Genomic DNA, 24,567 nt, shown 5'->3' with positions numbered 1-24,567 from the left:
TCACATATGAAGATCGTAATGTTTCTAGTCGGTTTACTTGTAGTATTTGTACTAGGGTTCCTTATCAGTTCAGATCGTAAGAAAATTAAATATAAACCAATTGCACTTATGCTTGTCATTCAATTGGTACTTGCGTATTTCTTACTAAATACAAAGGTCGGATTTGTATTAGTAAAAGGGATTGCAGATGGATTTGGCGCTATTTTAAAATTTGCGGAAGCAGGGGTTAATTTCGTATTTGGTGGTTTAGCAAATGATGGACAAGCACCATTTTTCTTAACAGTATTATTACCAATTATTTTCTTAGCAGTATTAATCGGGATCTTACAACATATTAAAGTTTTACCGATTATCATCCGTGCAGTCGGTTTCCTATTAAGTAAAATTAACGGCTTAGGAAAACTAGAATCATATAATGCAGTAGCAGCTGCAATTGTTGGTCAAGGTGAAGTATTCATTACAGTAAAAGATCAACTAAGCAAATTACCGAAAAATCGTTTATACACACTTTGTGCATCTTCCATGTCAACAGTATCGATGTCAATCGTCGGTTCTTACATGAAAATGATTGATCCAAAATATGTAGTAACAGCACTTGTATTAAACTTATTTAGTGGATTCATTATCGTTCATATTATTAATCCATATGACGTAAAAGAAGAAGACGACATTTTAGAATTACAAGAAGATAAAAAACAAACATTCTTTGAAATGTTAGGCGAATATATTATGCTTGGTTTCTCTATCGCTGTAACAGTAGCGGCGATGTTAATCGGTTTCGTAGCATTAATTACAGCAATTAACGGTGTGTTCGATTCAATTTTCGGAATCACATTCCAAAGCATTTTAGGATACGTTTTCTCACCATTAGCATTCGTAATGGGTATTCCAACATCAGAGATGCTAACGGCAGGACAAATTATGGCAACGAAATTAGTAACGAACGAATTCGTTGCAATGCTTGACCTTGGAAAAGTAGCTGGCGATTTATCAGCTCGTACAGTAGGTATTTTATCTATCTTCCTTGTATCATTTGCAAATTTCTCATCAATCGGAATTATCGCAGGTGCAACGAAGAGTATCGATGGCAAACAAGCAAACGTTGTATCTTCATTCGGATTAAAACTTGTATACGGTGCAACGTTAGTAAGTATATTATCAGCTATTATCGTTGGGGTTATGCTTTAATAAAAACAAACGAAGTCGTTTATCTCTCGCCTAGAGGGATGAACGACTTTTTTATTTTGGTATGATAAATAATATAGAGAGGGGGAATTAGGGTGAAAGAATCGGATAGTTTAAGGGAGTTTGATGAGATTATAGAGAACATTAATCATTTAACTGGAGAAGATGCTAGAGCGTTTTTGAAGTTTATACATGGATATTTAAGCATAGTAGAAGAAGGAGATGGGACTTTTACTAATAGTAACTTTGTTGAAAAGGTTTCAGGGCTTTATAAGAAGGATTTGGCGAGGGTTATTCAGCTTAGAGAAGAAATAAAAAAATCACCTTAATACATTCATTAAGGTGATTGAAATACTATTCAGCTGGAGGCGTAAATGTACGTTTCTCTAATTCAGCGTCTAGCATAAATAATGCGTTTGAATCGCTTGTAATACGTTTTAATTTTTGGATGATGCTATCGAATGAAGATTCTTCTTCTACTTGCTCATCGACGAACCATTTTAAGAATGTAATTGTTGCATGCTCACGCTCATCCCAAGCGATATCAGATAAGTTGTAAATACGCTTCGTTACTTCACGCTCGTGCTCAAGTGCCACTTCAAAAGCGTTCAGTACAGATTCGTATTTGTTATTTGGATTATCAAATCCAGTAATAATAGCGCGCTCACCGCGGTCATTAATGTAGTTGTAAAGCTTCATTGCGTGGAAACGTTCTTCTTCAGCTTGTACAAGGAAAAAATTAGCGAATCCATCATAGCTCTCCGCCGTACAGTAAGCAGCCATCGCCATATAAGCATGGGCAGAGTAAAATTCAAAGTTCATTTGATCGTTTAATGCGTCGTGCAATTTTTTAGATAACATAAAATCCCCCTTAGTATTGTGACAAGAACATTATACCATAATTGATAATATTCTCATTTGGATACTTCGAACCTTTTCGAAAGCTTTGTGACGTGTGCCTCCATAATGTCTTGTAAATCTAAATCATATTTTTGTGAAAGAATAATAAGATTAGATAGTACATCACCAAGTTCTTCTTTTAACTCTTGTTTTAGTTCTTCTTCTGTTTTCACTTTTTCGTCAGGACGATCACGGCCAATTTCGATTGCGCGAACAACGCGTGAAACTTCTCCGACTTCCTCTGTTAAGAAATTTAAGCGAATAAAGGAATTATACTGTGACCAGCTTCGTTTTTCGTAAAATTCCTCCACCCATCTTTGAAATGCGACGATATCCATTTCTTCCTCATCCCTTCAATATGTTGTATAATATTCATTGTATCATAACAATATATAGTTTCGGGGTGTAGGAATGAGAAAGATTTGTGTGTTTGCAGGTTCCAACTTAGGGGAGAGGCCTGAATTTAAAGAGCAGGCAATAGCGTTAGGAAAAATGTTTGTTGAGAACGATTATGAGCTTGTATACGGTGGTTCTTGCGTTGGATTAATGGGAGAAGTGGCAAACGAAGTTCTTCGCTTAGGCGGACGTGTAACAGGTGTTATGCCGCGCGGTCTATTCCGAGGAGAAATTGTTCATACAGGGCTAACAGAATTAATTGAAGTAGAAACGATGCACGAGCGCAAAGCGAAAATGGCAGAGCTTGCGGATGCTTTTATTGCATTACCGGGCGGATACGGAACGTTTGAAGAGCTATTTGAAGTAGTATGTTGGTCACAAATTGGTATACATAATAAGCCGGTTGGTTTATTGAACATAAAAGGCTTTTATGGACCAATTTTGCAAATGGTTGAACGTGCAGCAGAAGAAGGATTTATGAATCCATCAAATAAAGAGTTGATCGTTTCAGCTGAGACGGCAGATAAACTAATTCATGCAATCCAAAATTATGAGCGTCCTGTTTTAGGAACGAAGTGGAAGCAGCTATCATAATACAATTTTATAGATGTTTTTGGAAACACATGTCATTTTATCTTGAAAAGGCATGTGTTTTTAATTTAGTTAAATATGTTAATGTTAAGATGTGATATTTTAGGAAAAGAAGAAATAGATGGAGGAGTTTGTGTATTTACGTCCTGTTTTTAAAAGTATTTTAGCAGCGTCTATTCTTGCTATGCTAATTGTTTCAACACAGAAGAAAGAGCTAATTAATGAGTTTTCGCTTTGGTTTATTTCGATATTGTGTATCGGTGTTTCCGCGATAACATTGTTTATGTCTGGGTTTATCGTTGATGAGTATGATTTAGCTGGGGATGCACAGAGTTTTAGCATGTTTATTGCAATTGGCTGTATTAGCGGTTTGAATTTTATTATTTATTATAGACGGCAATAAAAGAAGGCATTCCGTATTACTTTGGAATGCCTTTATCACTTTGATTACTTTGTTTTTTATACAGGTACCAGCCACCCCAGCCGCCACCAATTGCTACAACAACGAGGAAAGCATAGTCTTTAACCTCGACACGTATATTGAAAATATTAGCTATAAGTAAGAGAATCCCAACTGTTATTAACGCAAAAAATGCTCTAATTAAGTAGTCTTTCAACTGAACCACTCCCGCCATTTAAGTAGTAAATGATGAATATGGAAAAGCTTTTTTGGATCTATTTTACTAAAGGATGTTACCTATATTTTAACATAAAAGGGATTGTAATATATTGATAAAAGTAGAGGAGAGGGGTGCTAATATTGTCGTGTTTTGTCGGTAAGTCGATATATTGGAAAAATCGCTGATATATTTGATGGAATCGCCGATATAATGCAAAAATCGCTGATATAAATTTCATGTACTGATATGCGCGATTAACCCCATAGAAAAAAGCGACTCTGAACGAGCCGCTTCCGCTTTAAATGATATCCAGCTCCGGTGACTAGAACAGTCGGTCATTTCGCGCCTTCCTGTGAGGCAAAAAGCGCCTCTTCGTCAGGAGCTCCAATGCCCTCTTGTTCTGAGCAAGTCACCTCCGCTTTTAATATTATCCAGCTCCAGCGGCTAGAACAGTCGGTTGTTTCACTCCTTCATTCGAGGCAAAAAGCGCCTCGTAATCAGGAGTTCCAACACCCTCCTGTTCTGAACGAGCCGCTTCCACTTTTACATAATATCCAGCTCCAGCGGCTAGAATCTCCGGTCATTTCGCTCTCTCGCTCGAAGTAAAAAGCGCTTCAAGGTCGAGAGCTCCAATGCCCTGCGATTCTGAGCAAGCCGCTTCCGCTTTTAAATATATTATTGATTCAAGAACGCGCGTAGCATCCAAGCGTGTTTTTCTAGTTCTGTGTAGATGCCTAATAGTAGGTCAGATGTCATTTCGTCATCAGAGTTTTGAGCGATTTCCATGCCTTTTTTCAGTTCGACTAGCATCATTTCGTAGTCTTTCATAATTGATTCAACCATTCCTTCTGCAGTTTCGCCGTATGCTGCTTCTTGAATAGAAGATAGTTCTAAGTATTCTTTCATTGTTGCTACTGGTTTGCCGCCAATTGCTAAAATGCGTTCTGCAATTTCGTCGATGTGAGTAGCTGACTCTGTGTAAAGTTCTTCGAATTTCTCGTGTAATGTGAAGAATTGAGGTCCTTTTACGTACCAATGGAAGTTGTGTAATTTTGTGAATAAAACGCTCCAGTCTGCTACTTGTTTGTTTAATACTTCGATTACTTGTTTGTTCATTATGATCAATCTCCTTTTGAGTTGTTATGTTATATCAATTACTAATTTATAATAATTATAATCTAGTAATTTGTATAAATCAACCCTTTTGCTGGAATTAATTTGAACAAATTATGAACTGTTATAAATAAAAATCCCTATTACTGTGGAGTAATAGGGATTTTTATTTTGATATATAGCTCTTGTTCTAAACGAGCCACTTTCGCTTTTAATGATGTCCAGCTCCAGCGGCTAGAATCTCCGGTCATTTCGCTCTCTCGCTCGAAGCAAAAAGCGCTTCAAGGTCGAGAGCTCCAATGTCCTGCGATTCTGGACGAGCCGCTTCCGCTTTTAATTATTACACAGCCTTCTGTTTCTCTTCTACATCCTGTCCATCCCAACACTCTGTATTCTGTAAGCCAGGGATAGAACTTGCAACGAAGACAGGATCTTTTCCTTGTTTCTTTTGCTTTATATAGTCTACTAAAGCTGCGTATGCAAACTTGCTAAGGAATGAGATGGCAATTAAGTTTGTGAATACCATTAGTCCCATAAAGAAATCAGCTAAACTCCAAACTGTTTGAAGGGCAGCGATAGATCCGAAGAACACCATTCCGACAACTGCAACACGATAAATCAGTAACCATGTTTTGCTTTCTTTAATGAATGCGATGTTTGTTTCACCATAATAGTAGTTTCCTAGTAAAGAACTGAAAGCGAATAGGAAAATAATGATCGCTAAGAAAGTACTTGCCCACGGTCCGATTTGTGAACTTAATGCACTTTGTGTTAATTCAATACCTTGTAAATTTGTTCCTTTGTACAGTCCGGAACATAATACGATAAATGCTGTTGATGTACATACTAAGAATGTGTCCACGAAAACACCTAATGCTTGAACAAGTCCTTGTTTTACAGGATGAGATACATCTGATGTTGCTGCTGCGTTAGGAGAACTACCCATACCTGCTTCTGTCGCGAATAGACCACGCTGAATTCCGAACTTGATTGCTGCTCCAATACCACCAGCGATAGCTTGGTCTAAACCGAATGCACCATTAAATATTTCCATAAAAATGCTTGGTAACATAGTGAAGTTGTTAATAACGACAAAAATTGCCACACCAATATAAATAATTGCCATTGGAGGAACAATCATTTCTGTAATACGTGAAATGCTCTTGATACCACCGAAAATAATAACTGCAACTAATAAAGCTAATAGAGCTCCTACGATCGTTCGCTCTAATCCAAAAGCATTTTCAAACGCTATTGTTACCGTATTTGCTTGTACTGAATTGAAGATTAATCCGTACGCAACTGTAATAAGAAGTGAGAACCAAACACCCATCCAGCGTTTGTTTAATCCTTTTTCCATGTAATATGCTGGTCCACCACGGAACCTGCTGCCATCTTTTACTTTATAAATTTGCGCGAGCGTACATTCTACGAAACTAGTAGCTGCTCCGATAATTGCGATAAACCACATCCAAAATATTGCACCAGGTCCACCCATTGAAATGGCTAATGCTACACCAGCTAAATTTCCGATACCAATGCGCGCTGCTGCACTTAAGCAAAATGCTTGGAATGGAGAGATGCTATCTTTCTTTTTTTCTTTTCGATTAAACCCTTTACTAATTAAACTGACCATCTCACGGAAATGAGTAATTTGGACGAATTTTAATTTGAAAGAGAAATAAAGACCGAAGCCGATTAGCATTGCAATAAGAATATATGACCATAAAATATTATTCGTTACCTCAAGGAATCTGCTAAAGATATCAACCATATAATACACTTCCTTTTTTCCGTAATAAGAAAATTATATGCAAAAAATATACGAGAATCAATTTTTCTAAAAAATTATGTTACATAAACATATTTTGTGTTATGATTATGTTACATCGTAATATTTTTAGAATTATTTACATTTTAAAAAACTAAATGTAAAGCGAGAAAGAGGGGATAATTTGAAAGAAGAAACTTTATTGAAAGTAAGCCTTAAAAGTTTGAAAATGAGAAGTAATATATTTTTTATCATTACATCTTTAAGTATCTTTTTAGGAGCCACTTATTATTACAATAAAAGATTTCCAAGTCACAGGTATCCTGAATGGTTAGAATTTCTAAAATTGATTTAATGAACAAAAGACAGAAAAACAGAAAATTTAAATAAAGAAGTTATGGAGGAGCTAAATATGAATATTAGAGAAAGTGAACTTCCGGGTATTGGTTATAAGTTTCAAATCGTTACGAAAGGTAACGAAAAGATGGTGATTGTTATTCATGATGATGGACGTAGAGAAATGTATCATTTTGATTCAGATCATGAAGAAAGCATCTCAAGTATTTCATTACGTGACTCAGAGGCAAGACAAATTGCAGCAATATTAGGTGGAATGGTATACAAGCCTAGAGCATTAGAAAATGTTGAAATGGTCTTTGAAGGTTTAGCGATTGAGTGGTTTAAAGTAGAGAATGCTGCTCCAGCGCTTGGAAAAACAATCGGTGATCTTGAAATAAGAAAAACATATAGCGTAACGATCATTGCAGTTATGAAAAAGAATATGAAAAAATTATTTAATCCAGGGCCAGAAACGGTAATTGAAGAAGGCGATATGCTTGTAGTTTCAGGCGAGAGAGAAGAAATTAAAAAGATTATTAATGAGTTACTTTCGAATAGGGGGACTGACTAGATGGATACGTTAATTTTTGAAGTTGGTACAGCGTTAGTATTAGTTGCAATTGCGGCAGTAATTGCTGGAAAGTTTAAATTCTCAGTAATTCCGTTTCTAATTGTTCTTGGAATGTTAGTAGGGCCACACGCGCCGACAATAGGTGTTATCGATTTCAAGTTTATTGAAAGTGCAAGTGTCATTTCCTTCCTTGGACGGATTGGGGTTCTGTTCCTTCTGTTTTATCTAGGACTTGAGTTTTCGATGAAAAAACTAATAAAATCTGGACGTTCTATTGCGATTGGCGGAACGATCTATATTTTAATTAACTTTTCACTTGGGTTATTATACGGATTTATAATGGGATTCCCTTTACTAGAAATCTTAATTATTGCGGGTATTATTACGATTTCTTCTAGCGCTATCGTTGCAAAGGTGTTAGTGGACTTAAGAAGAACTGGTAATAATGAGACCGAATTAATTTTAGGAATTATTATGTTTGAAGATATATTCCTTGCTGTATATTTATCAGTTGTCTCTGGTTTAGTTCTAGGGGATCATGCTTCCTTCCTAGGTGCTCTTACTTCAATTGGAATTGCTCTAGGATACATGCTTCTATTCTTTATTGTAGCTAGAAAGGCGACGCCGTTATTAAATAAATTGCTCAATATTAGTTCAGATGAAATTTTCATTATTGTAGTATTTGCTTCGTTATTCTTTATTGCAGGTTTCTCGGAAACAATTCACGTTGCCGAAGCAATTGGAGCACTTCTTTTAGGATTAGTTTTCTCTGAGACAGAGCATAGTGACAGAATTGAGCATCTCGTTGTTCCATTTAGAGACTTTTTCGGAGCTATTTTCTTCTTTAGTTTCGGATTAAGCATTGATCCGTTTTCATTAGGCGGAGCGATATGGTTAACGTTAGGTGCTGTCCTTCTTACAATCATCGGTAACTTTATTGCAGGAATGATTGCAGGGCGACAAGCTGGATTATCTCATAAAGCGTCAACAAATATTGGATTAACAATCGTTTCAAGAGGAGAATTCTCCATCATTATGGCCAATATCGGAATCGCCGGTGGTTTAATGTCAGTCTTGAAACCATTCTCGGCACTATACGTGCTTATACTATCCATCTTAGGTCCACTTCTGACGAAAGAGTCAAAGAATGTATATAAATTTTTAAATAAAATCTTTAAGTGGGATACGAAGACTAGCTAATTTTAAAAAATAAAAGTACAAGATATTTACTGCTTGTACTTTTATTTTTTGCAATGAAAAAAGTAAAGAGAGGTACATAATGTTAGGAGAGTTGATTCATTCCGTTTTAGTTTTTCTAGAAGGACTTGGTTATTGGGGAATTATGCTTGGATTGATGTTAGAGGTTATTCCGAGTGAAATCGTATTGTCTTATGCAGGTTATTTAGTATCAACAGGAAGCATTACGTTTTGGGGCGCTGTCGCGTTCGGTACAATTGGTGGTGTAATCGCACAATTATTCATTTATTGGATCGGTCGATACGGAGGAAGACCCGTCCTTGAGCGATATGGAAAATATATTTTAATTCAAAAGAAACATATTGATTATGCTGAAGATTGGTTTAATCGTTACGGAACTGGCGTTATTTTTACAGCGCGTTTTATTCCTGTTGTGCGTCATGCTATTTCGATACCAGCAGGGATTGCAAAAATGTCACATGCTAAGTTTATTACGCTAACTACATTAGCTGTTATTCCGTGGTCAATTGTATTTGTATATTTAGGTTTTAAATTAGGAAGAGAGTGGGAAAGTATTAATAAAGTCGCTGGGCCATATGTGAAATACTTTGCACTTGCTGCTATTGTTTGTACAATTGGTTACTTTGTATTAAAAAAAATGATGAAAAAAAAAGTGATTACGTAAAAAGAATCTATGCTGACATAGATTCTTTTTTATTGTCATTTTTCGAAAGGGGAAAGAGTAGGTTTAATATTTTACATATTGTGGCATACATATAGGAAAAGGGAGTTTGGAAAGGGGATTATAGAAAAATGGAACTCCAGTTTCAAAATGTATATCAACAGGTGGAGAATTGGTATGTGTTGGATTCGGAGCTTCCTTGGGATATCAAAAGGCTTAGAGATGATTTGTTTTCACTGATTGAAGTATGTAAAACACCAGTTATTTTTTGTGATACGTGTGATGCGAATCATGTGCTTCTATCATTAGGAGAAGAAGAAGAGGAATTCTTATTCCCAGTAGGTGGTTTTTATCATAAAGAAAAACAATTAATTTTTGTTTGCATATGGGAAGAGTATGAGCAGGTGCTCAAAACACTACTGCATGAATTTCGCCATGCGATGCAGCATAAGAGGGAAGTATTGTATGTTGGAAGTGAATTGTACGAAGATAGATGGATTGAGAAAGATGCGAGAAAGTTCGCGGAGAGGAAGTTAGATGAATATAAAAATAGAAAGTTAATGTAAAGCATAGTGGAGAAATGGCACTGTGCTTTCTTTATTAATTACTAAAAGTAAGTGATTGACTTTTATAAAGTTTAGTTCTAAACTAATGGTATGAAATGAGCGAGGTGATAGAATGAAGACAGAAGATAGACTCGGATTACTATTATGGTTTCGTTTATCACGTTTTTATAACAAAAGTATTCGTGAGACGAATCAGCATTTGAAAGAATGGAATGTATCTGCCGCTCAGTTTGATGTGCTAGCTCAAGTTGGAGGACATAATCGTCTAACGCAGCAAGAGCTCGGAAATAAACTATTTGTTACGAAGGGAAATATCACGCAGCTATTAAATAAAATGGAGCAGCTGGAGTGGATTCATCGTGAACAAGAAGGTACTACAAAATATATTTCGTTAACAGAAAAGGGAGAAGCTTTATATGAAGAAATCGTCCCGCCTCAAGAAACGTTCCAAGCGGAGCAGTTTCAAAATTTAAATGTAGAAGAACAACATCAATTATTACAATTACTAAAAAAATTACAGTGAGAAAAATTTTAAAAATAAATCTTGAATTCGAGATAATATGAGGTGAAGGATATGTTTAGAAAAGTTGATCATAAAAATATGGGAAGAGCAAATCACGGTTGGTTAAATACACATTTTCATTTTTCCTTTGCGAATTACTATAACCCGAATAATATGAACTTTGGAGCATTGCGTGTAATTAATGATGACCTAGTAGCGGCACAAACTGGTTTTGATATGCATCCGCACCGTGATATGGAAATCATTTCGTACGTTGTAGATGGTGCTTTAACACATGAGGATAGCATGGGGAACCGCGGAACAATTGAGCGAGGACATGTTCAATATATGAGTGCTGGCACAGGTGTATTTCATAGCGAGCATAATTTAGGAAATGAAACACTACGTTTATTACAAATTTGGATTTTACCAGATCGTGCGGATCATAAACCAAACTATGGTGAGTTTACATTTGATTGGAGTAAGCGTGAAAATGAATGGTTCCATATGGTATCTCCAGTAGAAGGAGAGGCACCAATTCGTATTCACCAAGATGCGAATTTATATTCTTTATCGTTAGATGCTGGAAAAGAAATTCATTTTCCGGTGCAAGAAGGCCGTCAATTGTACCTTGTACAAATTGAAGGGAGTAGTGTAATAAATGGTGAAAATCTTGTTATGCGTGATGCAGCAGAAGCGATAGAAGAGGATATTCATATTGAAGCGAAAGAACGATCACACTATTTAGCAATCGAATTGAAAAAATAATAGAATGTTTATGGAAAAGAGGACATCGAATGGATGTCCTCTTTTTTTGAGTGGAATTGTCAGAAAAAACTTTCTCAATATTTAGAAAAAGGTATTGGCCCGGAAAATAAGAATTGTATAAAAGTGTCAAAAATCTTTATGGGAATGGGGAATGTTATAGTGAAAAAGCAAGTCATTTCATCAGCATTAGCGTTAACTGTTATAGCCGGAGGATTTGGAGCATTTGGAGCAACGACAACGAAAGCGGAAGAACAAAAAATTCAATATCATCAAGAATTTAAAACACCTGCATACATAGGTGAAGAATGGAAAGCACCGGAAGGACTAGATAAAAAAGAGACGGTCTTTCAATATTTAGAGAGTAAGAAAGATATGTTTAAATTAGCAGGAAATATTGATAAACACTTCAATGTCGTTGGAGAGGAAAAAGATGCTGAATCTGGTACGACACATGTGAAGTTAGTTGAGAAGCATAATAACATTCCTGTGTATGGTTCAGATCAAACTGTTACACTTGATAAAGAAAATAATGTAAAAGCATTCTTCGGACAAGTTATTCCGAATTTAGAGGATAAAAATATTCCTGCGTTTGCAAATATTAGTGCAGAGCAAGCTGAAACGATTGCAAAGGCAGATATTGAAAAAGAAGTTGGTAAAGTAAAGAATTATGACGGTGTGAAAAAAGATTTATTTGTGTATGAAAAAGATGGGAAGTACTATCTTGCATACTTAGTTAAAGCATCGATTTCAAAACCAGCTCCAGGATATTGGCATTATTTTGTTGATGCAACGAATGGAAATGTGATTGAGAAATATAACGCTGTAGATCACATTACAGGATTTGGTTACGGAGTATTGGGCGATAGACAATCATTTGAAATTGCTCAAGATGAGAAAACAGGAGCGTTCAACTTATTTGATGGTAAACGAGGACAAGGTGTTCACACATTTGATGCAGAAAATATGGATGAAAACTTGTTTAATTTATTCTCACAATGGCTTGGATATACAGGAGAAGAGGTTGAGAGTAAATCTAAGTTCTTCGAAGATAAAGCAGCGGTTGATGCGCATGTAAATGCAGGAAAAGTATACGATTACTACAAAAAGACATTTAATCGTAACTCTTTCGATGATAAAGGTGCGAAGCTTATTTCTACTGTTCACGTCGGAGAAAGCTGGAATAACGCAGCTTGGAACGGTGTACAAATGATGTATGGTGATGGCGATGGAAAAACATTCATTCCATTATCTGCTGGACTAGATGTTATCGGTCATGAATTAACGCATGCTGTAACTGAACATACAGCAAACCTTGTTTATAAAAATGAGTCAGGTGCGTTAAATGAATCGTTATCTGATATTATGGGTGTCATGGTTGAGAAGAAGAGCTGGGATTTAGGTGCTGACATTTATACACCTGGAAAACCTGGCGATGCACTTCGTTCTCTGAAAGATCCAGCATCTATTCCAAATCCATTAAAACCAAGTGAAGGTTACCCAGATCATTACAATAAACGCTACACTGGAACAGCTGATAATGGCGGCGTTCATATTAACAGTAGTATTAACAATAAAGCTGCATATTTAGTATCTGATGGCGGAGAGCATTACGGTGTGAAAGTAACTGGAGTAGGCCGTGAAGCGACAGAAAAAATTTATTACCGTGCTCTTACGAAATATTTAACTGCGAACTCTGACTTTAAGATGATGCGTCAAGCTGCTCTGCAGTCAGCTGAAGATTTATATGGTAAAAACTCTAAAGCTGTACAAGCTGTAACGAAAGCTTATGATGCAGTAGGCGTAAAATAATAAGAGAAAAAGACCTGACTAGGATGTCAGGTCTTTCTTTATCCAGAATTAACGGGCAGTAAGACCCCCACCTCAAAATTCAGCGGAAGCAAAGAAGTTAGGTGGGGGATCAACTGCCCGTAAAAGCCCGATTGGTGAGGGCTGATAGTCAGTGGGGGATGAACAAAACCCCCACTGATTAAAGTTTCACTTTATTTAGTCACGAATACCTAATGCGATTTTCGCCATACGTGACATGCGTTCTTTAGACCAGGGTGGATTCCAAACGACATTTACTTCTATTTCATTGACTTCAGGTACGTTCGTTGATAATACTTTTTTAACGTCTGATACAATTTGCCCAGCCATTGGACAACCGATAGAAGTCATCGTCATCGTAATGACAGCATTATTATTTTCATCTGCTGTAACGTCATAAACTAATCCAAGATTAACAATATCAACACCTAGTTCAGGATCAATAACAGCTTCTAAGTTTGCATATAACTTTTCTTCAAATGCTTGTTGTGACATGTGTAGCACCCCCTACATATTAATGATATCGGTTCTCATTATAACGGATATATATATAATATGCAGGGAATGAGCTCAAAAAAATATTCCTCTTGAAAGAGGAATATTTTTTGAAAGCTATTCAGTTTTGAAATGAGATACGAGTTGATCTAATTCTTCAACTGTTTGTTTCATTTGTTTAGCAGTTTGTGTCATTTCATTCATCGTAATGACTTTTTTCTCAGCAGATTGTGCTGTTGTCGCTGTTTCACTAGATACTTCAGTCGAAATAGAAGCGATGTTATTCAGTGAAGCGTTCATTTCTTCAGCGCTTGCAGCCATTTCCTCAGCGGTTGCTGAGATGTCTTGCATTTGAGTAGATACTTTATTTACTTGTTCCACAATCGTTGTGAAAGAGTTGCCGGCTTCACGAATGACATGAATGCCTTCAAATGCTTCCGAACGGCCTTGGGACATCATAGAGCTCGCAGTTTCAGTGTCTTGTTGAATTTGATGTAGTAGTTGGTTAATATCTGTTGCCGCTGTTTTAGATTGTTCAGCAAGTTTTCGAACTTCGTCAGCTACGACAGCAAAACCTTTTCCTTGTTCGCCAGCACGAGCTGCTTCGATAGATGCATTTAAAGCAAGTAAGTTTGTTTGTTCTGCGATATTAGAAATAGATTGAACAGCTGTATCAATATATTTCGTGTGGGTGATTAGACGTTCGACCACTTCTGAAGTAGCATTTACCGCGTCGTGTATCGTTGTCATTTGGGAAACGGATTTTTGAATAACTGAACTTCCATCGTTAGCCTGTTCAGATGTAGTTACAGCAAGTTCAGTTACAGATGAAGCAGATTCAGCAATACGCTGAACGCTTACTGTCATATCGTCCATTGCAGTTGAGCTTTCTTCCATACTAGAGGCTTGCGATTGAATATTTGCATTTAAGCTAGACATCGAGCTTTGAACTCTTATTGTTGCCTCGCGTGATATATTCGTCTTTTCTAGCATATTTTCAGAAGCGTTTTGTACTTCTACGGATGTTTTTTGAACACGATTGATAATATGTTGTAGGTTTTCTAACATTTTATTAAATGATGTTGCAATCGTACCAATTTCATCATTACTATTTACTTGTAGGCGGGCTGTTAAGTCACCTTCTTGAGATGATAATTCTTTTAGCTTACTATCAATTTGTTGAATTGGTTTTACAAGTTTACCAGAGAACCACCATGCAAGAATGATAGCTACGATAATACAAATAACAAGTGATAAGAAGATAACATATTTAATTTGTAGTGAAGATTGATCAATTTTTTCGATAGATTGATCACGTAACTTAGCTTGTTCATTACTGTAATTTGTGAAATCACCAATTACTTTATAAACAGAGCCATTCTCTGTAGAAGCTACTTGTAAAGCTTCTTCCCACTTTTGTTCTTTTGCAAGGATGAAGACTTTTTCTTCAATAAATTTTCTCCAAGTGGACCCTAAATTCATTGTATCTTTCACGGATTGAGAAATATTTGGATTAGAAAGAAGTTTATCTTTTGAATCCTCCAGACGTTTACTCATCTCGTTAAACTTGTCTAATTCTACTTGATCGTGTTGTAGTAAATAACCTCTTAAAGCAGAAAGTTGTACTTGATAAGCGTCTCCACGCTCTTTCAATTCTGTTGCTAGAGGAGAAATTTCTTTTTGTAATGTTTCAGCTTTACGAGATTGGTCAATAGCAAAAAATAAAATAAAAGCTAAGGCGATGCCAAATAAAGCGCAAATCGTTCCCATCATGAACATTAGTTTTTTTCGAATGCTAATAAAATTCATATGATAAAAAGCCCCCTTTGTGAAATCTTAGTATTAGAATTAATTAATGTAAAAAATCGAAAGAAAGCTTTACTCCATCTGGAATAAAGCTTTCCTCTTTCCTCTAGGAATTATAGCAGACGTAATGAGAGATAGAAAGAGATATTTTAAGGTTAAAAAAAGAGAGACTGTAAATCTCTCTTTTTAACAACTTGGAGCTCATAGAAGTATAAAGGAAAGTTTCGCTTTAAACGTTTGTTTTGAAATGAGAAACGAGAACTTCAAGTTCTTGTACGGTCGTTTTCATTTCAGAAGCTTTTTTAGCAACGACACTCATTTTATTTACTTGGTCACCAGCCGAAGTTGCTGTTTGTGATGTTTCGGCGGCAACTTCATTTGAAATAGAGGCGATGTTATTTAAAGCTGCATTCATTTCTTCTGAACTTGCGGCCATTTCTTCAGCAGTTGCAGACATTTCTTGCATTTGTGTAGAGACTTTATTAATGTGGTTAACAATTTCCGAGAATGAAAATCCAGCGGTACGAATGACTGTAATCCCTTCCGAAGCCTCTGACTGACCTTGTGTCATCATTTCATTTGCTATTTTTGTGTCAGCTTGAATTTGATGAAGTAAATGGTTAATGTCAGTTGCTGCTAGCTGAGATTGTTCAGCAAGTTTTCGTACTTCATCGGCAACAACGGCGAATCCTTTTCCGTGTTCGCCAGCACGTGCTGCTTCAATTGAAGCATTTAAAGCGAGTAAATTCGTTTGTTCCGCGATATTAGAAATGGATTGAAGTGCAGTATCAATATGATTCGTATGTGTAATGAGTCGCTCTACTACTTGTGATGTAGCGTTAACAGCTTCGTTAATTGTATGCATTTGTGTAATAGATTTCTCAATGACTTTATTCCCACTATCTGCTTTTTCTGAAGTTGTAACAGCTAGGCTAGCAACAGAGGAGGCAGATTCTGCAATACGCTGAACACTCGTTGTCATATCGTCCATTGCAGTTGAACTTTCTTCGATGCTTGAAACTTGTGAACGAATATTATACTCAAGAGCATTCATAGTTTCTTCGGTTTTTGCTGTATTTTCCATAGAAGCAGTGGTTTCGATAAACACATTTTCAGACGCTTCTTTTACACTTGTGGATGTTTGTTGCACTTGTTTTATGATACGTTGTAAGTTAGCGAGCATTTGATTAAAGGAATTGGCGATATCACCAATTTCATCTTTACTCGTTACGTGTAATCTAGCAGTTAAATCGCCGTCTTGAGAAGCTAATTCTTTTAATTTCTCATCAATTTGTCGTATCGGTTTAACGAGTTTACCAGAGAACCACCATGCTAATAAAATAGATGTTAACGTACATGTAATGAGTGAGAAGAAAATAATATATTGAATAAGAGATGAAGAAGACTCTACGTCAGCAATTAATGCGTCACGTTTATCATTTTCTTCATTTGCATATTTAGTAAAACGACTTAAAAGATCGTTTACATAATCGGTTTGAGCTAAAGCGATTTTGGATGCTTCGTCCCATTTTCCTTCGCGAGCGAGAGGGAGGACTTCATTATCTATGACGCTTCGCCATTTTGCGCCCATTAAAATCGCTTCTTTCATTCCTTCAGGGAGTTTTTTATCACTTGTTACCTTCTCTCTAGTATCAGCAAGTTTTTTTCCTTCCCGGTTGAATTTATCCAATCCTTTTTGATCATGTGACAGTAAATATTCTTGTAAACCGGCAACTTGTGCTTGGAACCAATCACCACGTTCTTTTAAAATTGTTGCTCGTTTTGATACATCATTTTTTAACGTTTCAATTTCGCTTGCTTGGTTCATAGCGAATGAAAGAATAACAATAAGAGCAATACTAAATAAAGAAGAAATGCTTAAGAGTGTGAACAGTAGTTTTTTGCGAATACTAACATATTTCATCGTTACCCCTGCCTTTAAAAACTATTTATTATGATTTATAAATATAAAGAACGACATTAATAAAAACATCATTATGAAGTTATTAATCTGTTCAATGAAAATTATAGCAGATAATGGAAGATGGCAGATTAATATGAGTAAATGTTCTTAAAATGTATACATTTGTATATCAAAAAGTTCATAAATAAAAATGAGAAATGCTATTGTAATTTGAAATAACATCATGTATACTTCTAATTAGTTGATAACGATTATCAGTATCAACTGTAACATTACTCTTCGTTATGTTGGTCATACCCCTTTTTGACGACGTAAGTCAGAGACGAAATGTTGAAATATCTTGTGTCCTATTCTACAGAATTATGGTAATCTCCAACCTCAACTTATATGCGTGAGCATGCAAAAAGGATCCTATCCGTGAAGGGATCCTTTTTTGCATGCTGTCGCAATTAATGTATATAAACCAGGCACACGATCTTCAATTTCTTCCGGTGCAGTAGGAGGGAAGACCCACCTTTGATGAGACCCGTGTTCTTCAACTAGTTTTTCAATTTTAAAATGTTCTTCCGCAAGTGTTGTAATAATTTCTCCTAGCGTCCAGCGACGGATGGTTGTTTTAGGTAATGATTCTTTCTGCGCTTCTGTCAGAAGGATGCTATAAGCAACATCATCTTCAATCAATTCTTCATCGAAATAATTTCCATTGGCCCGAAATGATGGGTGGTCTACTCCTAATAATTTCGTGTAAACAGGATGATAGTCACGAAGGATAAGCGTTCCATCTCCTTTAAGAAAGGTAGCAATTTTTTGAAAGAGCGGTTTTAAATCTAGAAAGTAATGGAGTACACCAAGTTCCAGTAATACGATATCAAATGATTCGGAGAGCTGCACATTTAGTACATCAGAAACGACATACTGGATAGAGACACCTGCTGCTTCCGCAAGTTCATTTGCATATTTTGCATTACTTGCCGAAATATCAACAACTGTTACGTCTGCTCCTAAAAGAGCAAGAGCAACGGCTTTATTGCCTTTTGAACCGAGTAAATTAATAATATGTTTTCCTTTTGGAGATTGTATGTAAGGTAAATAGTGATCTACCTCGCGCACGGGATCTTCCATAAGCTTTTTTGCATAATCGGCTGGTGCCCCGTGGCGATTCGTCCAAGCTTCATAAGCGGCTGCATTCCAGCTTTTTTCATTACGTGTGCTTAGTTGTTTTTGATTCAATCGTATCACTCCTTTTGTGAAAGTATAGTTATTCGGCAGGGGGATAGGATTTCCTTTTCTTCCTGAATAAAAGTTTGATTTTTCAGTGATTAAGTCGTAAAAGCCCGATTGGTTCAACTAATAATCAGTGGGGGATGAACAAAACCCCCACTGATTAAAGTTTCACTTTATATAAAAAGCGTTGAAAAGGAAAAGTAGGATGAAACCATTCTTTCCAGAGAGCTTCGGTAGCTGAGAAGAAGCAAGAATATTCATTTGAACAATGGCCTTTGAGCTTCGTCTTGAACTTATCAAATGATAATAGTAGGCGGCGACGAGAGTTGGTACTCGTTATCAAAACCACAGTATAAGAGCATATAGCTCCGTACTTGTTAAGGTTAATTATGTGAGTAATTGGCGAAATAAGGTGGTACCGCGACTGTTTATACAGCCCCGCCCTTATCTTTTTTAAGATAAGGGCGGGCTTTTTTATATTTAAAAGGAGGAATGTAAGATGAGTATTTTTATTCTTTTCGGCAAGAAGACTCCATTTGATTTGTGTTACGGGTGAAACCCAATAATTCAGGTAGAGATGAATTGCCGTCAGAAGGTAGACCAAACACTTTTGTTTCGTTCATAACAATTTTTTGAGAGCGAATATTTGTTTCTTTTTGTCTTACGATATAATCTGCCCTTAGATAAGGAGGGAATATATCGTAAGACAACGAAATTGGATAATAATAATCATTCGGTTACTTGAGCCAAAAGGAATTACGATGAAGACCATGTTCATATTTTGTTCCGTTCCAAATATTGATTTGTCAAAAAAAATTTTAATGAACTCTCTAAGAAAGGTGGTGAAAACAATGGCTAAAAAGAAAGCAGTGAAGGTATTACGTAAACAAAAGAAAAGAGAAACAATACAACGATTCACCCAGAAACAGAATATCGGACGAGCTTGTCTCACAGCTAAAGAATTTCGTTTACTGCAGCGCATGTCACATAGCTCAAAAGCGTTGCGAAATGTTGGATTGTACACGATTAAACAAAGTTACTTGAATAATAACAAGATGGCTACTGTAAAAGAAGTGGACACTGCCATGCAAGCCGATATGAACTACTCGGGCGTTCAATCAAACTCTGTTCAAGCCATTCGTAGAGCCTTATTTACAGAAGTGAAGAGCTTTTTTAAAGCGTTGGAACAGTGGAAGAAAAAACCTGAAACATTCACAGGTCGTCCTAAGTTTCCGAATTATTCTCGTTCAACTGATAAACGAATTATTGAAATCTATCAAGTGCCAAAAGTAGATGATAATGGGTATTGGATGATTCCAATGAATGTTGCATTTAGAAAAAAATTCGGTTCCATTAAAATACGTATGCCAAAGAACTTAAGAAATAAAAAAATCTCCTACATTGAGATTGTACCGAAGCAAAAAGGTCGGTTCTTTGAGGTGCATTACACATATGAAATGCACGTTTCTCAAATGAAGAAACCACCCACGACTACTAGTAACGCTTTGAGTTGCGATTTAGGTGTAGACAGATTAGTAAGTTGCGTGACAAATACAGGTGATACATTTTTAATTGATGGGAAAAAATTAAAATCTATTAACCAGTACTTCAATAAAATGATACGTAATCTGCAACAGAAAAATATGGAGAATGGAATTTCCAAACGCATTGTAACGAATAAAATCGCTGCACTTTGGCATAAACGAGAACGACAAATAAATGGTTATATTTCACAAACGGTAGGCTTGTTGTTCAAAAAAGTGAAAGCATTCGATATAGATACTATTGTCGTAGGGTATAACACGGGTTGGAAACAAAAATCTGATATGGGAAAAAAGAATAATCAAAAGTTTGTTCAAATCCCATTTCATAAACTGATTGCAGCGATTGAGAATAAATGTGTAAAAGAAGGCATTCGCTTTTTAAAACAAGAAGAAAGCTATACTTCAAAAGCCAGTTTCCTAGACAAAGATAGGGTTCCAGTTTGGTCTAAGGATGATAGGACTCAGTATCGCTTTAGCGGCAAACGAACCACTCGTGGTCTGTACCAAAGTAAAGCAGGAACATGTATCCATGCTGATATTAATGGTGCGCTGAATACATTGCAAAAATCAAAAGTTGTAGAATTGGACGACAATCTCAAGGTGAAAACGCCGATTCTATTAGAAGTGCAAAAACGTAAGGCTGTTGCTTCGCGCATAGCTTAGTGGGTGCGTCAACCATCCATGTGTACTCGATTTGTCGGGGCTTGTAGCACACGCCAGGTTCATCTGAGTGGTGGCTTCTTCTGCAAGGAAGAACTGCTCTTTTTCGAAAGGGTGGTGCAAGTGGGAAAACAATCGCTCGTTGCCAGTACCAACCAAAAACATACTTGGGGTGTTACCATAAGGGGGCATGAATGCTAGAGCGTCAAACTGTCTAGCGATAGACGAAAAGACCTAGCGTTCTAACTCAAGCCCCCACTGAAATATTTCATCTCAGTGGGGGTAGTTGACTGGAGGCGCTTGGCCGTATGCAAATCTCCTTGAACCGTTTTTACCATTTTCAAGTGAAAGAGTTAGAAACATATTATCGATTGTGAACCGAAATTGGGAGCCTCAAAACACGTTGCCGAATAGAATTGATAGTGTGCAGCCACTATTTGAACGAATCGATGTAAAACAAATTGAGCATGAAATAGAAAAGCTGTATGGAGCGGTAAAGTGAGATAGAGAAAAAGACCTTTCAAATACATGAAAGGTCTTTTGTTACGCACTATGCACGCTACTATGTTTCTTTGTTTTCCTAGCCGTAAGCAGCTGAGGAGTAAAAATTCCAAGTAGTATAAAGAGTATCCCAATCCACTGCATGAAGGTTACGACTTCATGTACAAGTGTAATAGAAGCGATAATGGCCGTTGGTAATTCAGCTGCTCCTAGTATTGTACTAAGTCCTGTTCCTACTTTCGGTACACCAATTGAAAAACAAATGACAGGTACGACAACGCCGAACAATCCGAGGAAGAAAGTGTATTTCCAAAGACCGGCTTGCAGGGTACCATCCGTTAAAAAGGTTGGCGGGAAGAATAGGCATACGATCAGAGTAGCACTTGTTGTCATAAGAAAGCTTTTCGTATAAGGCGGAACTTCTGTAGCAACACGCCCACTTGCAAAAACATAGAATGAAAAAGAGACAGCGGCTAATAGACCAAAGATAATACCTTTCGTGGAAAAGTTTTGTCCGAGACCTTCAAAGACACCGCCTGCAAACAATGTTCCAGTAAATAAAATAATGATAGATATAACTTTCTCACGGTTTGGTAATGTTCGATTAGCGATTGCTTCTATAACGACACCAATCCATGTGAACTGGAAGAGTAGGACAACAGCGATAGACGCTGGTAGTTCTTCTACAGAAATAGCGTAGAAGATACCAGTCATACTCATTGTTGTGCCAACTGTTAGTAAGGAAAAGAATTGCTTTTTTGTTACTTTATGACGTGAAACGAAAAGAACGAGCAGAAGAAGCCCGATCCATCCGAAGACATATTGTCCCCCTAATAGTTGATGTGCTGAAAATCCATCAATGAATCCGAGTTTGAAAATAGTTGAAAGTACGCCGTAGCTACAAGCTCCGAATAAAACAAGTAATGAATACTTAAATTTCTCCATGAAGATCCTCCTTTTAAATAATAAAAAACGCCCGCTATCCAAATAAGGATAACGGGCGAACGAAACAGAGTAAGATACTCTACAAAATTCCGCCATTCATACGAAGTATGAATTTGGGGTATGAAATTGTAGTAGGTTTTTTACATTGCTTTTGGGAATACAATAGAACATTTTACACCTTGAGGCGTGTTTTGTATCCCATAAGGAAACTGATGTTTATCTAATATTTGTTTTACAATATATAGCCCAAGGCCACTACCTTGTACTAATCCGTGTTTGCCAGGGTTTGCGCGATAGAATGGCTCAAATAAATGGGCGAGTTTATCCTCATCAATTTGTGAACCTGTATTTAATACTTCTAATGCATAACCGTTTGGCTTTTCATAAAGCTTTATATATACATGCTGATGGTCAATTGTGTAATGAATTGCATTTGAAATAATGTTAAAAATAGCAGTTTGAATAAATTTAGGGTCAGCTAAAATTTGTACATCTTGCTTAATGTTAGATTGAACATTTAATTGCTTTACAGATACAAAGTAATCTACTTTCTTCATAACATCCTCAATAATATTAGTTAATGAGATAACTTTTAAATCAGGTTTAAATTGAGGGTTTTGTATTTTGGATAATTCCGACATTTTTTCCGTTAATATGTTAATGTCTTGCATCATTTCATAGGAACGTTTTAAATATTTATCTCTATCTTTATAAGCTCCAATTCCGTGAATCATGCCATCTAGTTGTCCCATAACGGCTGCGATTGGTGTTTTTAATTCATGGGAAACCATAGACATAAATTCTTTACGAGATTGTTCTAACTGTTGTTCCTTTTTGAGCTCATTTCTTAAGTCTTGATTGCTTGCATGTAAATTCTTCACAATATTTGGGACCTGTGAAGCAGCTACTTGTAAATTAAAATCGGTTTGGTCTGTATTTTTGTTAAGTAGCTTTTTATCTGAGAAATCAAGATTCATAATATCTTTTAAAGCATCGCTCATAAATTGAAAAGGTTTGGCAATTAGTTTCGTATAAATTAAAGATCCGAGTAAAGATAATGCAAGCATTGTCGCACCAATATGTGGAGCTAATTGCTGCAGTGCATCTGCTAATTTTGGATAATCTTGTGTATCATTTGTGTTATTTGCTGCATTTTGTTTATGTAAGGCATCATTAGTAGCGACTTGCTTTTCCGTTTCTGTAAGTGGAGTAGAAGTGCTGTTTTCCCCCGCAATATTTTGGGTATGTTCTTTTGCTTTTACAGTTTGGCTAGGCTGCAAAAGGTGATTTATGGCTGTGGAGAGTGCTTTATAATCTATAGTAGAAGATTGGAAATTGGAAATCATACTCTCTGAAACAGCCTTACTTTGATTCGTTTTACTTTGGTCGTTTTGTTTGTCTGAATCCGCTTGTTCTGTAGACAGCGCTCCATTTTCTTTTGCAAAACGTTCTTTATCGTAGTTCGAAGCTAGAAAATAAATAATTTGATAAAGACAAAGTGATAAAAGAATACAAAATAATAAGGTTTTGATGAAAATATTTTTGGTGATGTTGTCTGTACTACGATTCGATTTTGTAGCCAATGCCTTTCACCGTTTTAATATAAGGAATCCCTAATTTTTTTCTTAAGTTTTTAATATGTGTATCTATAACTCTTACATCACCATAATGTTCATAGCCCCATACCTTATTTAGCAAATCACTTCTTGATAATACTTTTCCCCGATTTTGCAGTAAAGTATATAAAATTTCAAATTCTTTTGTTGTTAATTCAATTTGATTACCATGAACATAAGCGGCATAGGCTGTAGAATTTAACATCAATTCATGGAATTGTAGTATAGTTGCAGCTTCTGCTTCCTTCGTTGCTGCCCTTCTTAATACAGCCTCTACACGTTTAATAAATACGGTGTAATGGAACGGTTTCGTAATATAGTCATCAATACCTAACTCAAATCCTTTAATTTCACTTTCTTCATTATGTAAGCCTGTTAACATAATGATCGGTACATCAGATTGTCCTCGCATAATTTTACAAATACTATAGCCATCTATATCTGGTAACATCACATCAAGGAGGACAAGATCGTATGAATTTTTTTGGAAAAGAAGAATACCTTCTGTTCCAGCGCCAACGACATCAACAGTAAAGTTTTGTGCCATTAGAAATTCACGAATCAGTTCTTGTATATCTGGGTTGTCTTCAATCACCAGTATATGCGTCATAGTAACACCTCCTAAATAACGCTTTTTACTGCAATATTCGAATTCATCATTTTTTGGATAACTCAAATTGTTTATACATATAATAAGCCCCCGCTATAAAGTCATCATGAAAGTAGCAAGGGGAATGGTTTAGAGAAACTGAATATTTCAGAATTACATTAGTTCTATTATAGTATGTATTGTAAAATTTATAAAATATTATAACTGTATAATT

Annotated in this window: 24 protein-coding genes, 1 pseudogene and 1 other annotated feature; of the genes and pseudogenes, 13 read left to right on the top strand and 12 right to left on the bottom strand. The window is 36.2% G+C overall.

What is annotated here, in order from left to right; genetic code table 11:
• The first annotated feature begins 6 nt into the window (after positions 1-6).
• Positions 7-1,188 carry a NupC/NupG family nucleoside CNT transporter gene (locus tag RBB48_RS06005; protein WP_046960038.1) on the top strand — a complete coding sequence of 394 codons (1,182 nt, stop codon included), beginning with the start codon at positions 7-9 and terminating at the stop codon, positions 1,186-1,188.
• A gap of 92 nt (positions 1,189-1,280) precedes the next feature.
• On the top strand, positions 1,281-1,514 hold the full coding sequence (locus RBB48_RS06000; RefSeq protein WP_088064765.1) for a hypothetical protein: 234 nt from the start codon (positions 1,281-1,283) through the stop codon (positions 1,512-1,514).
• 25 nt (positions 1,515-1,539) lie between these two features.
• On the opposite strand, the gene RBB48_RS05995 is transcribed toward RBB48_RS06000, so the two are convergent.
• Positions 1,540-2,046, bottom strand: a complete 507-nt coding sequence (locus RBB48_RS05995; protein WP_046955624.1) for a ferritin — start codon at positions 2,044-2,046, stop codon at positions 1,540-1,542.
• A 53-nt stretch (positions 2,047-2,099) separates the two neighbouring features.
• Positions 2,100-2,423, bottom strand: coding sequence for a MazG nucleotide pyrophosphohydrolase domain-containing protein (locus RBB48_RS05990; protein WP_000355764.1), 324 nt, complete (start codon positions 2,421-2,423; stop codon positions 2,100-2,102).
• Between the two features lie 73 nt (positions 2,424-2,496).
• Here RBB48_RS05990 and RBB48_RS05985 point away from each other — a divergent pair, with 73 nt between their 5' ends.
• Complete coding sequence (locus tag RBB48_RS05985) at positions 2,497-3,075, top strand: LOG family protein (protein WP_046955625.1); 579 nt, start codon at positions 2,497-2,499, stop codon at positions 3,073-3,075.
• A gap of 118 nt (positions 3,076-3,193) precedes the next feature.
• The gene (locus RBB48_RS05980; RefSeq protein WP_088064764.1) at positions 3,194-3,475 is read left to right on the top strand and encodes a hypothetical protein; all 282 of its coding nucleotides are present in this window, start codon (positions 3,194-3,196) and stop codon (positions 3,473-3,475) included.
• A 16-nt stretch (positions 3,476-3,491) separates the two neighbouring features.
• Here the strand turns inward: RBB48_RS05980 and RBB48_RS05975 are convergent, their stop codons facing one another.
• The 3 genes from RBB48_RS05975 to RBB48_RS05965 form a co-directional block, all read right to left on the bottom strand.
• On the bottom strand, positions 3,492-3,689 hold the full coding sequence (locus tag RBB48_RS05975; protein WP_000656314.1) for a hypothetical protein: 198 nt from the start codon (positions 3,687-3,689) through the stop codon (positions 3,492-3,494).
• 678 nt (positions 3,690-4,367) lie between these two features.
• Positions 4,368-4,808, bottom strand: coding sequence for a Dps family protein (locus tag RBB48_RS05970; RefSeq protein ID WP_001041898.1), 441 nt, complete (start codon positions 4,806-4,808; stop codon positions 4,368-4,370).
• Positions 4,809-5,145: 337 nt separating this feature from the next.
• Positions 5,146-6,579, bottom strand: coding sequence for an alanine/glycine:cation symporter family protein (locus tag RBB48_RS05965; RefSeq protein ID WP_088064763.1), 1,434 nt, complete (start codon positions 6,577-6,579; stop codon positions 5,146-5,148).
• Between the two features lie 409 nt (positions 6,580-6,988).
• On the opposite strand from RBB48_RS05965, the gene RBB48_RS05960 reads away from it, so the two are divergent.
• The 7 genes from RBB48_RS05960 (at position 6,989) to nprB (ending at position 13,010) form a co-directional block, all read left to right on the top strand.
• On the top strand, positions 6,989-7,486 hold the full coding sequence (locus RBB48_RS05960; protein WP_001026071.1) for a cation:proton antiporter regulatory subunit: 498 nt from the start codon (positions 6,989-6,991) through the stop codon (positions 7,484-7,486).
• On the top strand, positions 7,487-8,686 hold the full coding sequence (locus RBB48_RS05955) for a cation:proton antiporter (protein ID WP_088064762.1): 1,200 nt from the start codon (positions 7,487-7,489) through the stop codon (positions 8,684-8,686).
• A 79-nt stretch (positions 8,687-8,765) separates the two neighbouring features.
• On the top strand, positions 8,766-9,368 hold the full coding sequence (gene uptA / locus RBB48_RS05950) for an undecaprenyl phosphate transporter UptA (protein WP_088064761.1): 603 nt from the start codon (positions 8,766-8,768) through the stop codon (positions 9,366-9,368).
• Positions 9,369-9,496: 128 nt separating this feature from the next.
• Positions 9,497-9,931, top strand: coding sequence for a DUF3920 family protein (locus tag RBB48_RS05945; RefSeq protein WP_306007461.1), 435 nt, complete (start codon positions 9,497-9,499; stop codon positions 9,929-9,931).
• A gap of 112 nt (positions 9,932-10,043) precedes the next feature.
• Positions 10,044-10,454: a MarR family winged helix-turn-helix transcriptional regulator gene (locus RBB48_RS05940; protein WP_088064760.1), complete on the top strand. Its 411-nt coding sequence runs from the start codon at positions 10,044-10,046 to the stop codon at positions 10,452-10,454.
• A gap of 51 nt (positions 10,455-10,505) precedes the next feature.
• Positions 10,506-11,201 (top strand): pirin family protein, encoded by a 696-nt coding sequence (locus tag RBB48_RS05935; RefSeq protein WP_088064759.1) that lies wholly within the window; start codon positions 10,506-10,508, stop codon positions 11,199-11,201.
• 159 nt (positions 11,202-11,360) lie between these two features.
• Positions 11,361-13,010, top strand: coding sequence for a neutral protease NprB (gene nprB, locus RBB48_RS05930; protein ID WP_142291828.1), 1,650 nt, complete (start codon positions 11,361-11,363; stop codon positions 13,008-13,010).
• A 195-nt stretch (positions 13,011-13,205) separates the two neighbouring features.
• Here nprB and RBB48_RS05925 read toward each other — a convergent pair whose 3' ends face one another.
• The 4 genes from RBB48_RS05925 to RBB48_RS05910 all read right to left on the bottom strand — a co-directional run bounded on the left by RBB48_RS05925 (position 13,206) and on the right by RBB48_RS05910 (position 18,483).
• Entirely contained in the window at positions 13,206-13,523 is a 318-nt protein-coding gene (locus tag RBB48_RS05925) for a metal-sulfur cluster assembly factor (RefSeq protein ID WP_000082523.1), read from the bottom strand.
• A 117-nt stretch (positions 13,524-13,640) separates the two neighbouring features.
• The gene (locus RBB48_RS05920; protein ID WP_088064758.1) at positions 13,641-15,332 is read right to left on the bottom strand and encodes a methyl-accepting chemotaxis protein; all 1,692 of its coding nucleotides are present in this window, start codon (positions 15,330-15,332) and stop codon (positions 13,641-13,643) included.
• A gap of 226 nt (positions 15,333-15,558) precedes the next feature.
• Positions 15,559-17,253, bottom strand: a complete 1,695-nt coding sequence (locus tag RBB48_RS05915) for a methyl-accepting chemotaxis protein (protein ID WP_088064757.1) — start codon at positions 17,251-17,253, stop codon at positions 15,559-15,561.
• 411 nt (positions 17,254-17,664) lie between these two features.
• On the bottom strand, positions 17,665-18,483 hold the full coding sequence (locus RBB48_RS05910) for a class I SAM-dependent methyltransferase (RefSeq protein WP_088064756.1): 819 nt from the start codon (positions 18,481-18,483) through the stop codon (positions 17,665-17,667).
• Positions 18,484-18,655: 172 nt separating this feature from the next.
• Positions 18,656-18,926: a binding site (T-box leader), on the top strand.
• Between the two features lie 402 nt (positions 18,927-19,328).
• On the opposite strand from RBB48_RS05910, the gene RBB48_RS05905 reads away from it, so the two are divergent.
• Positions 19,329-20,684, top strand: a complete 1,356-nt coding sequence (locus RBB48_RS05905) for an RNA-guided endonuclease TnpB family protein (protein WP_098133961.1) — start codon at positions 19,329-19,331, stop codon at positions 20,682-20,684.
• A gap of 304 nt (positions 20,685-20,988) precedes the next feature.
• Positions 20,989-21,183, top strand: a pseudogene (locus RBB48_RS05900) (methionine--tRNA ligase); the annotation flags it as partial.
• Positions 21,184-21,224: 41 nt separating this feature from the next.
• Here RBB48_RS05900 and RBB48_RS05895 read toward each other — a convergent pair.
• The 3 genes from RBB48_RS05895 to RBB48_RS05885 form a co-directional block, all read right to left on the bottom strand.
• Positions 21,225-22,127 carry an EamA family transporter gene (locus tag RBB48_RS05895; RefSeq protein ID WP_088064754.1) on the bottom strand — a complete coding sequence of 301 codons (903 nt, stop codon included), beginning with the start codon at positions 22,125-22,127 and terminating at the stop codon, positions 21,225-21,227.
• Positions 22,128-22,267: 140 nt separating this feature from the next.
• Positions 22,268-23,710, bottom strand: coding sequence for a sensor histidine kinase (locus RBB48_RS05890; RefSeq protein WP_088064753.1), 1,443 nt, complete (start codon positions 23,708-23,710; stop codon positions 22,268-22,270).
• Positions 23,688-24,353 carry a response regulator transcription factor gene (locus tag RBB48_RS05885; RefSeq protein ID WP_000148835.1) on the bottom strand — a complete coding sequence of 222 codons (666 nt, stop codon included), beginning with the start codon at positions 24,351-24,353 and terminating at the stop codon, positions 23,688-23,690. The genes RBB48_RS05890 and RBB48_RS05885 overlap by 23 nt, the downstream gene beginning before the upstream one ends.
• Between the last annotated feature and the right edge of the window lie 214 nt (positions 24,354-24,567).

It is taken from the genome of Bacillus sp. MMSF_3353, from assembly GCF_030733445.1.
Classification (GTDB): Bacteria; Bacillota; Bacilli; order Bacillales; family Bacillaceae_G; genus Bacillus_A; species Bacillus_A wiedmannii.
The sequence above is the reverse complement of the archived record's forward strand: the minus strand, read 5'-3'. Positions and strand labels throughout refer to the sequence as shown.

Bases quoted from the DNA above. Each gene is read 5' to 3' on its own strand.
- RBB48_RS05945 (WP_306007461.1), top strand. From the start codon at position 9,497: ATGGAACTCCAGTTTCAAAATGTATATCAACAGGTGGAGAATTGGTAT.
- RBB48_RS05885 (WP_000148835.1), bottom strand. From the start codon at position 24,353: ATGACGCATATACTGGTGATTGAAGACAACCCAGATATACAAGAACTG.
- RBB48_RS05895 (WP_088064754.1), bottom strand. From the start codon at position 22,127: ATGGAGAAATTTAAGTATTCATTACTTGTTTTATTCGGAGCTTGTAGC.
- RBB48_RS05915 (WP_088064757.1), bottom strand. From the start codon at position 17,253: ATGAAATATGTTAGTATTCGCAAAAAACTACTGTTCACACTCTTAAGC.
- RBB48_RS05990 (WP_000355764.1), bottom strand. From the start codon at position 2,423: ATGGATATCGTCGCATTTCAAAGATGGGTGGAGGAATTTTACGAAAAA.
- RBB48_RS05920 (WP_088064758.1), bottom strand. From the start codon at position 15,332: ATGAATTTTATTAGCATTCGAAAAAAACTAATGTTCATGATGGGAACG.
- RBB48_RS06005 (WP_046960038.1), top strand. From the start codon at position 7: ATGAAGATCGTAATGTTTCTAGTCGGTTTACTTGTAGTATTTGTACTA.
- RBB48_RS05995 (WP_046955624.1), bottom strand. From the start codon at position 2,046: ATGTTATCTAAAAAATTGCACGACGCATTAAACGATCAAATGAACTTT.
- RBB48_RS05940 (WP_088064760.1), top strand. From the start codon at position 10,044: ATGAAGACAGAAGATAGACTCGGATTACTATTATGGTTTCGTTTATCA.
- RBB48_RS05925 (WP_000082523.1), bottom strand. From the start codon at position 13,523: ATGTCACAACAAGCATTTGAAGAAAAGTTATATGCAAACTTAGAAGCT.
- RBB48_RS05965 (WP_088064763.1), bottom strand. From the start codon at position 6,579: ATGGTTGATATCTTTAGCAGATTCCTTGAGGTAACGAATAATATTTTA.
- RBB48_RS05955 (WP_088064762.1), top strand. From the start codon at position 7,487: ATGGATACGTTAATTTTTGAAGTTGGTACAGCGTTAGTATTAGTTGCA.
- RBB48_RS05985 (WP_046955625.1), top strand. From the start codon at position 2,497: ATGAGAAAGATTTGTGTGTTTGCAGGTTCCAACTTAGGGGAGAGGCCT.
- RBB48_RS05960 (WP_001026071.1), top strand. From the start codon at position 6,989: ATGAATATTAGAGAAAGTGAACTTCCGGGTATTGGTTATAAGTTTCAA.
- uptA (WP_088064761.1), top strand. From the start codon at position 8,766: ATGTTAGGAGAGTTGATTCATTCCGTTTTAGTTTTTCTAGAAGGACTT.
- RBB48_RS05970 (WP_001041898.1), bottom strand. From the start codon at position 4,808: ATGAACAAACAAGTAATCGAAGTATTAAACAAACAAGTAGCAGACTGG.
- RBB48_RS05980 (WP_088064764.1), top strand. From the start codon at position 3,194: ATGGAGGAGTTTGTGTATTTACGTCCTGTTTTTAAAAGTATTTTAGCA.
- RBB48_RS05935 (WP_088064759.1), top strand. From the start codon at position 10,506: ATGTTTAGAAAAGTTGATCATAAAAATATGGGAAGAGCAAATCACGGT.
- RBB48_RS05905 (WP_098133961.1), top strand. From the start codon at position 19,329: ATGGCTAAAAAGAAAGCAGTGAAGGTATTACGTAAACAAAAGAAAAGA.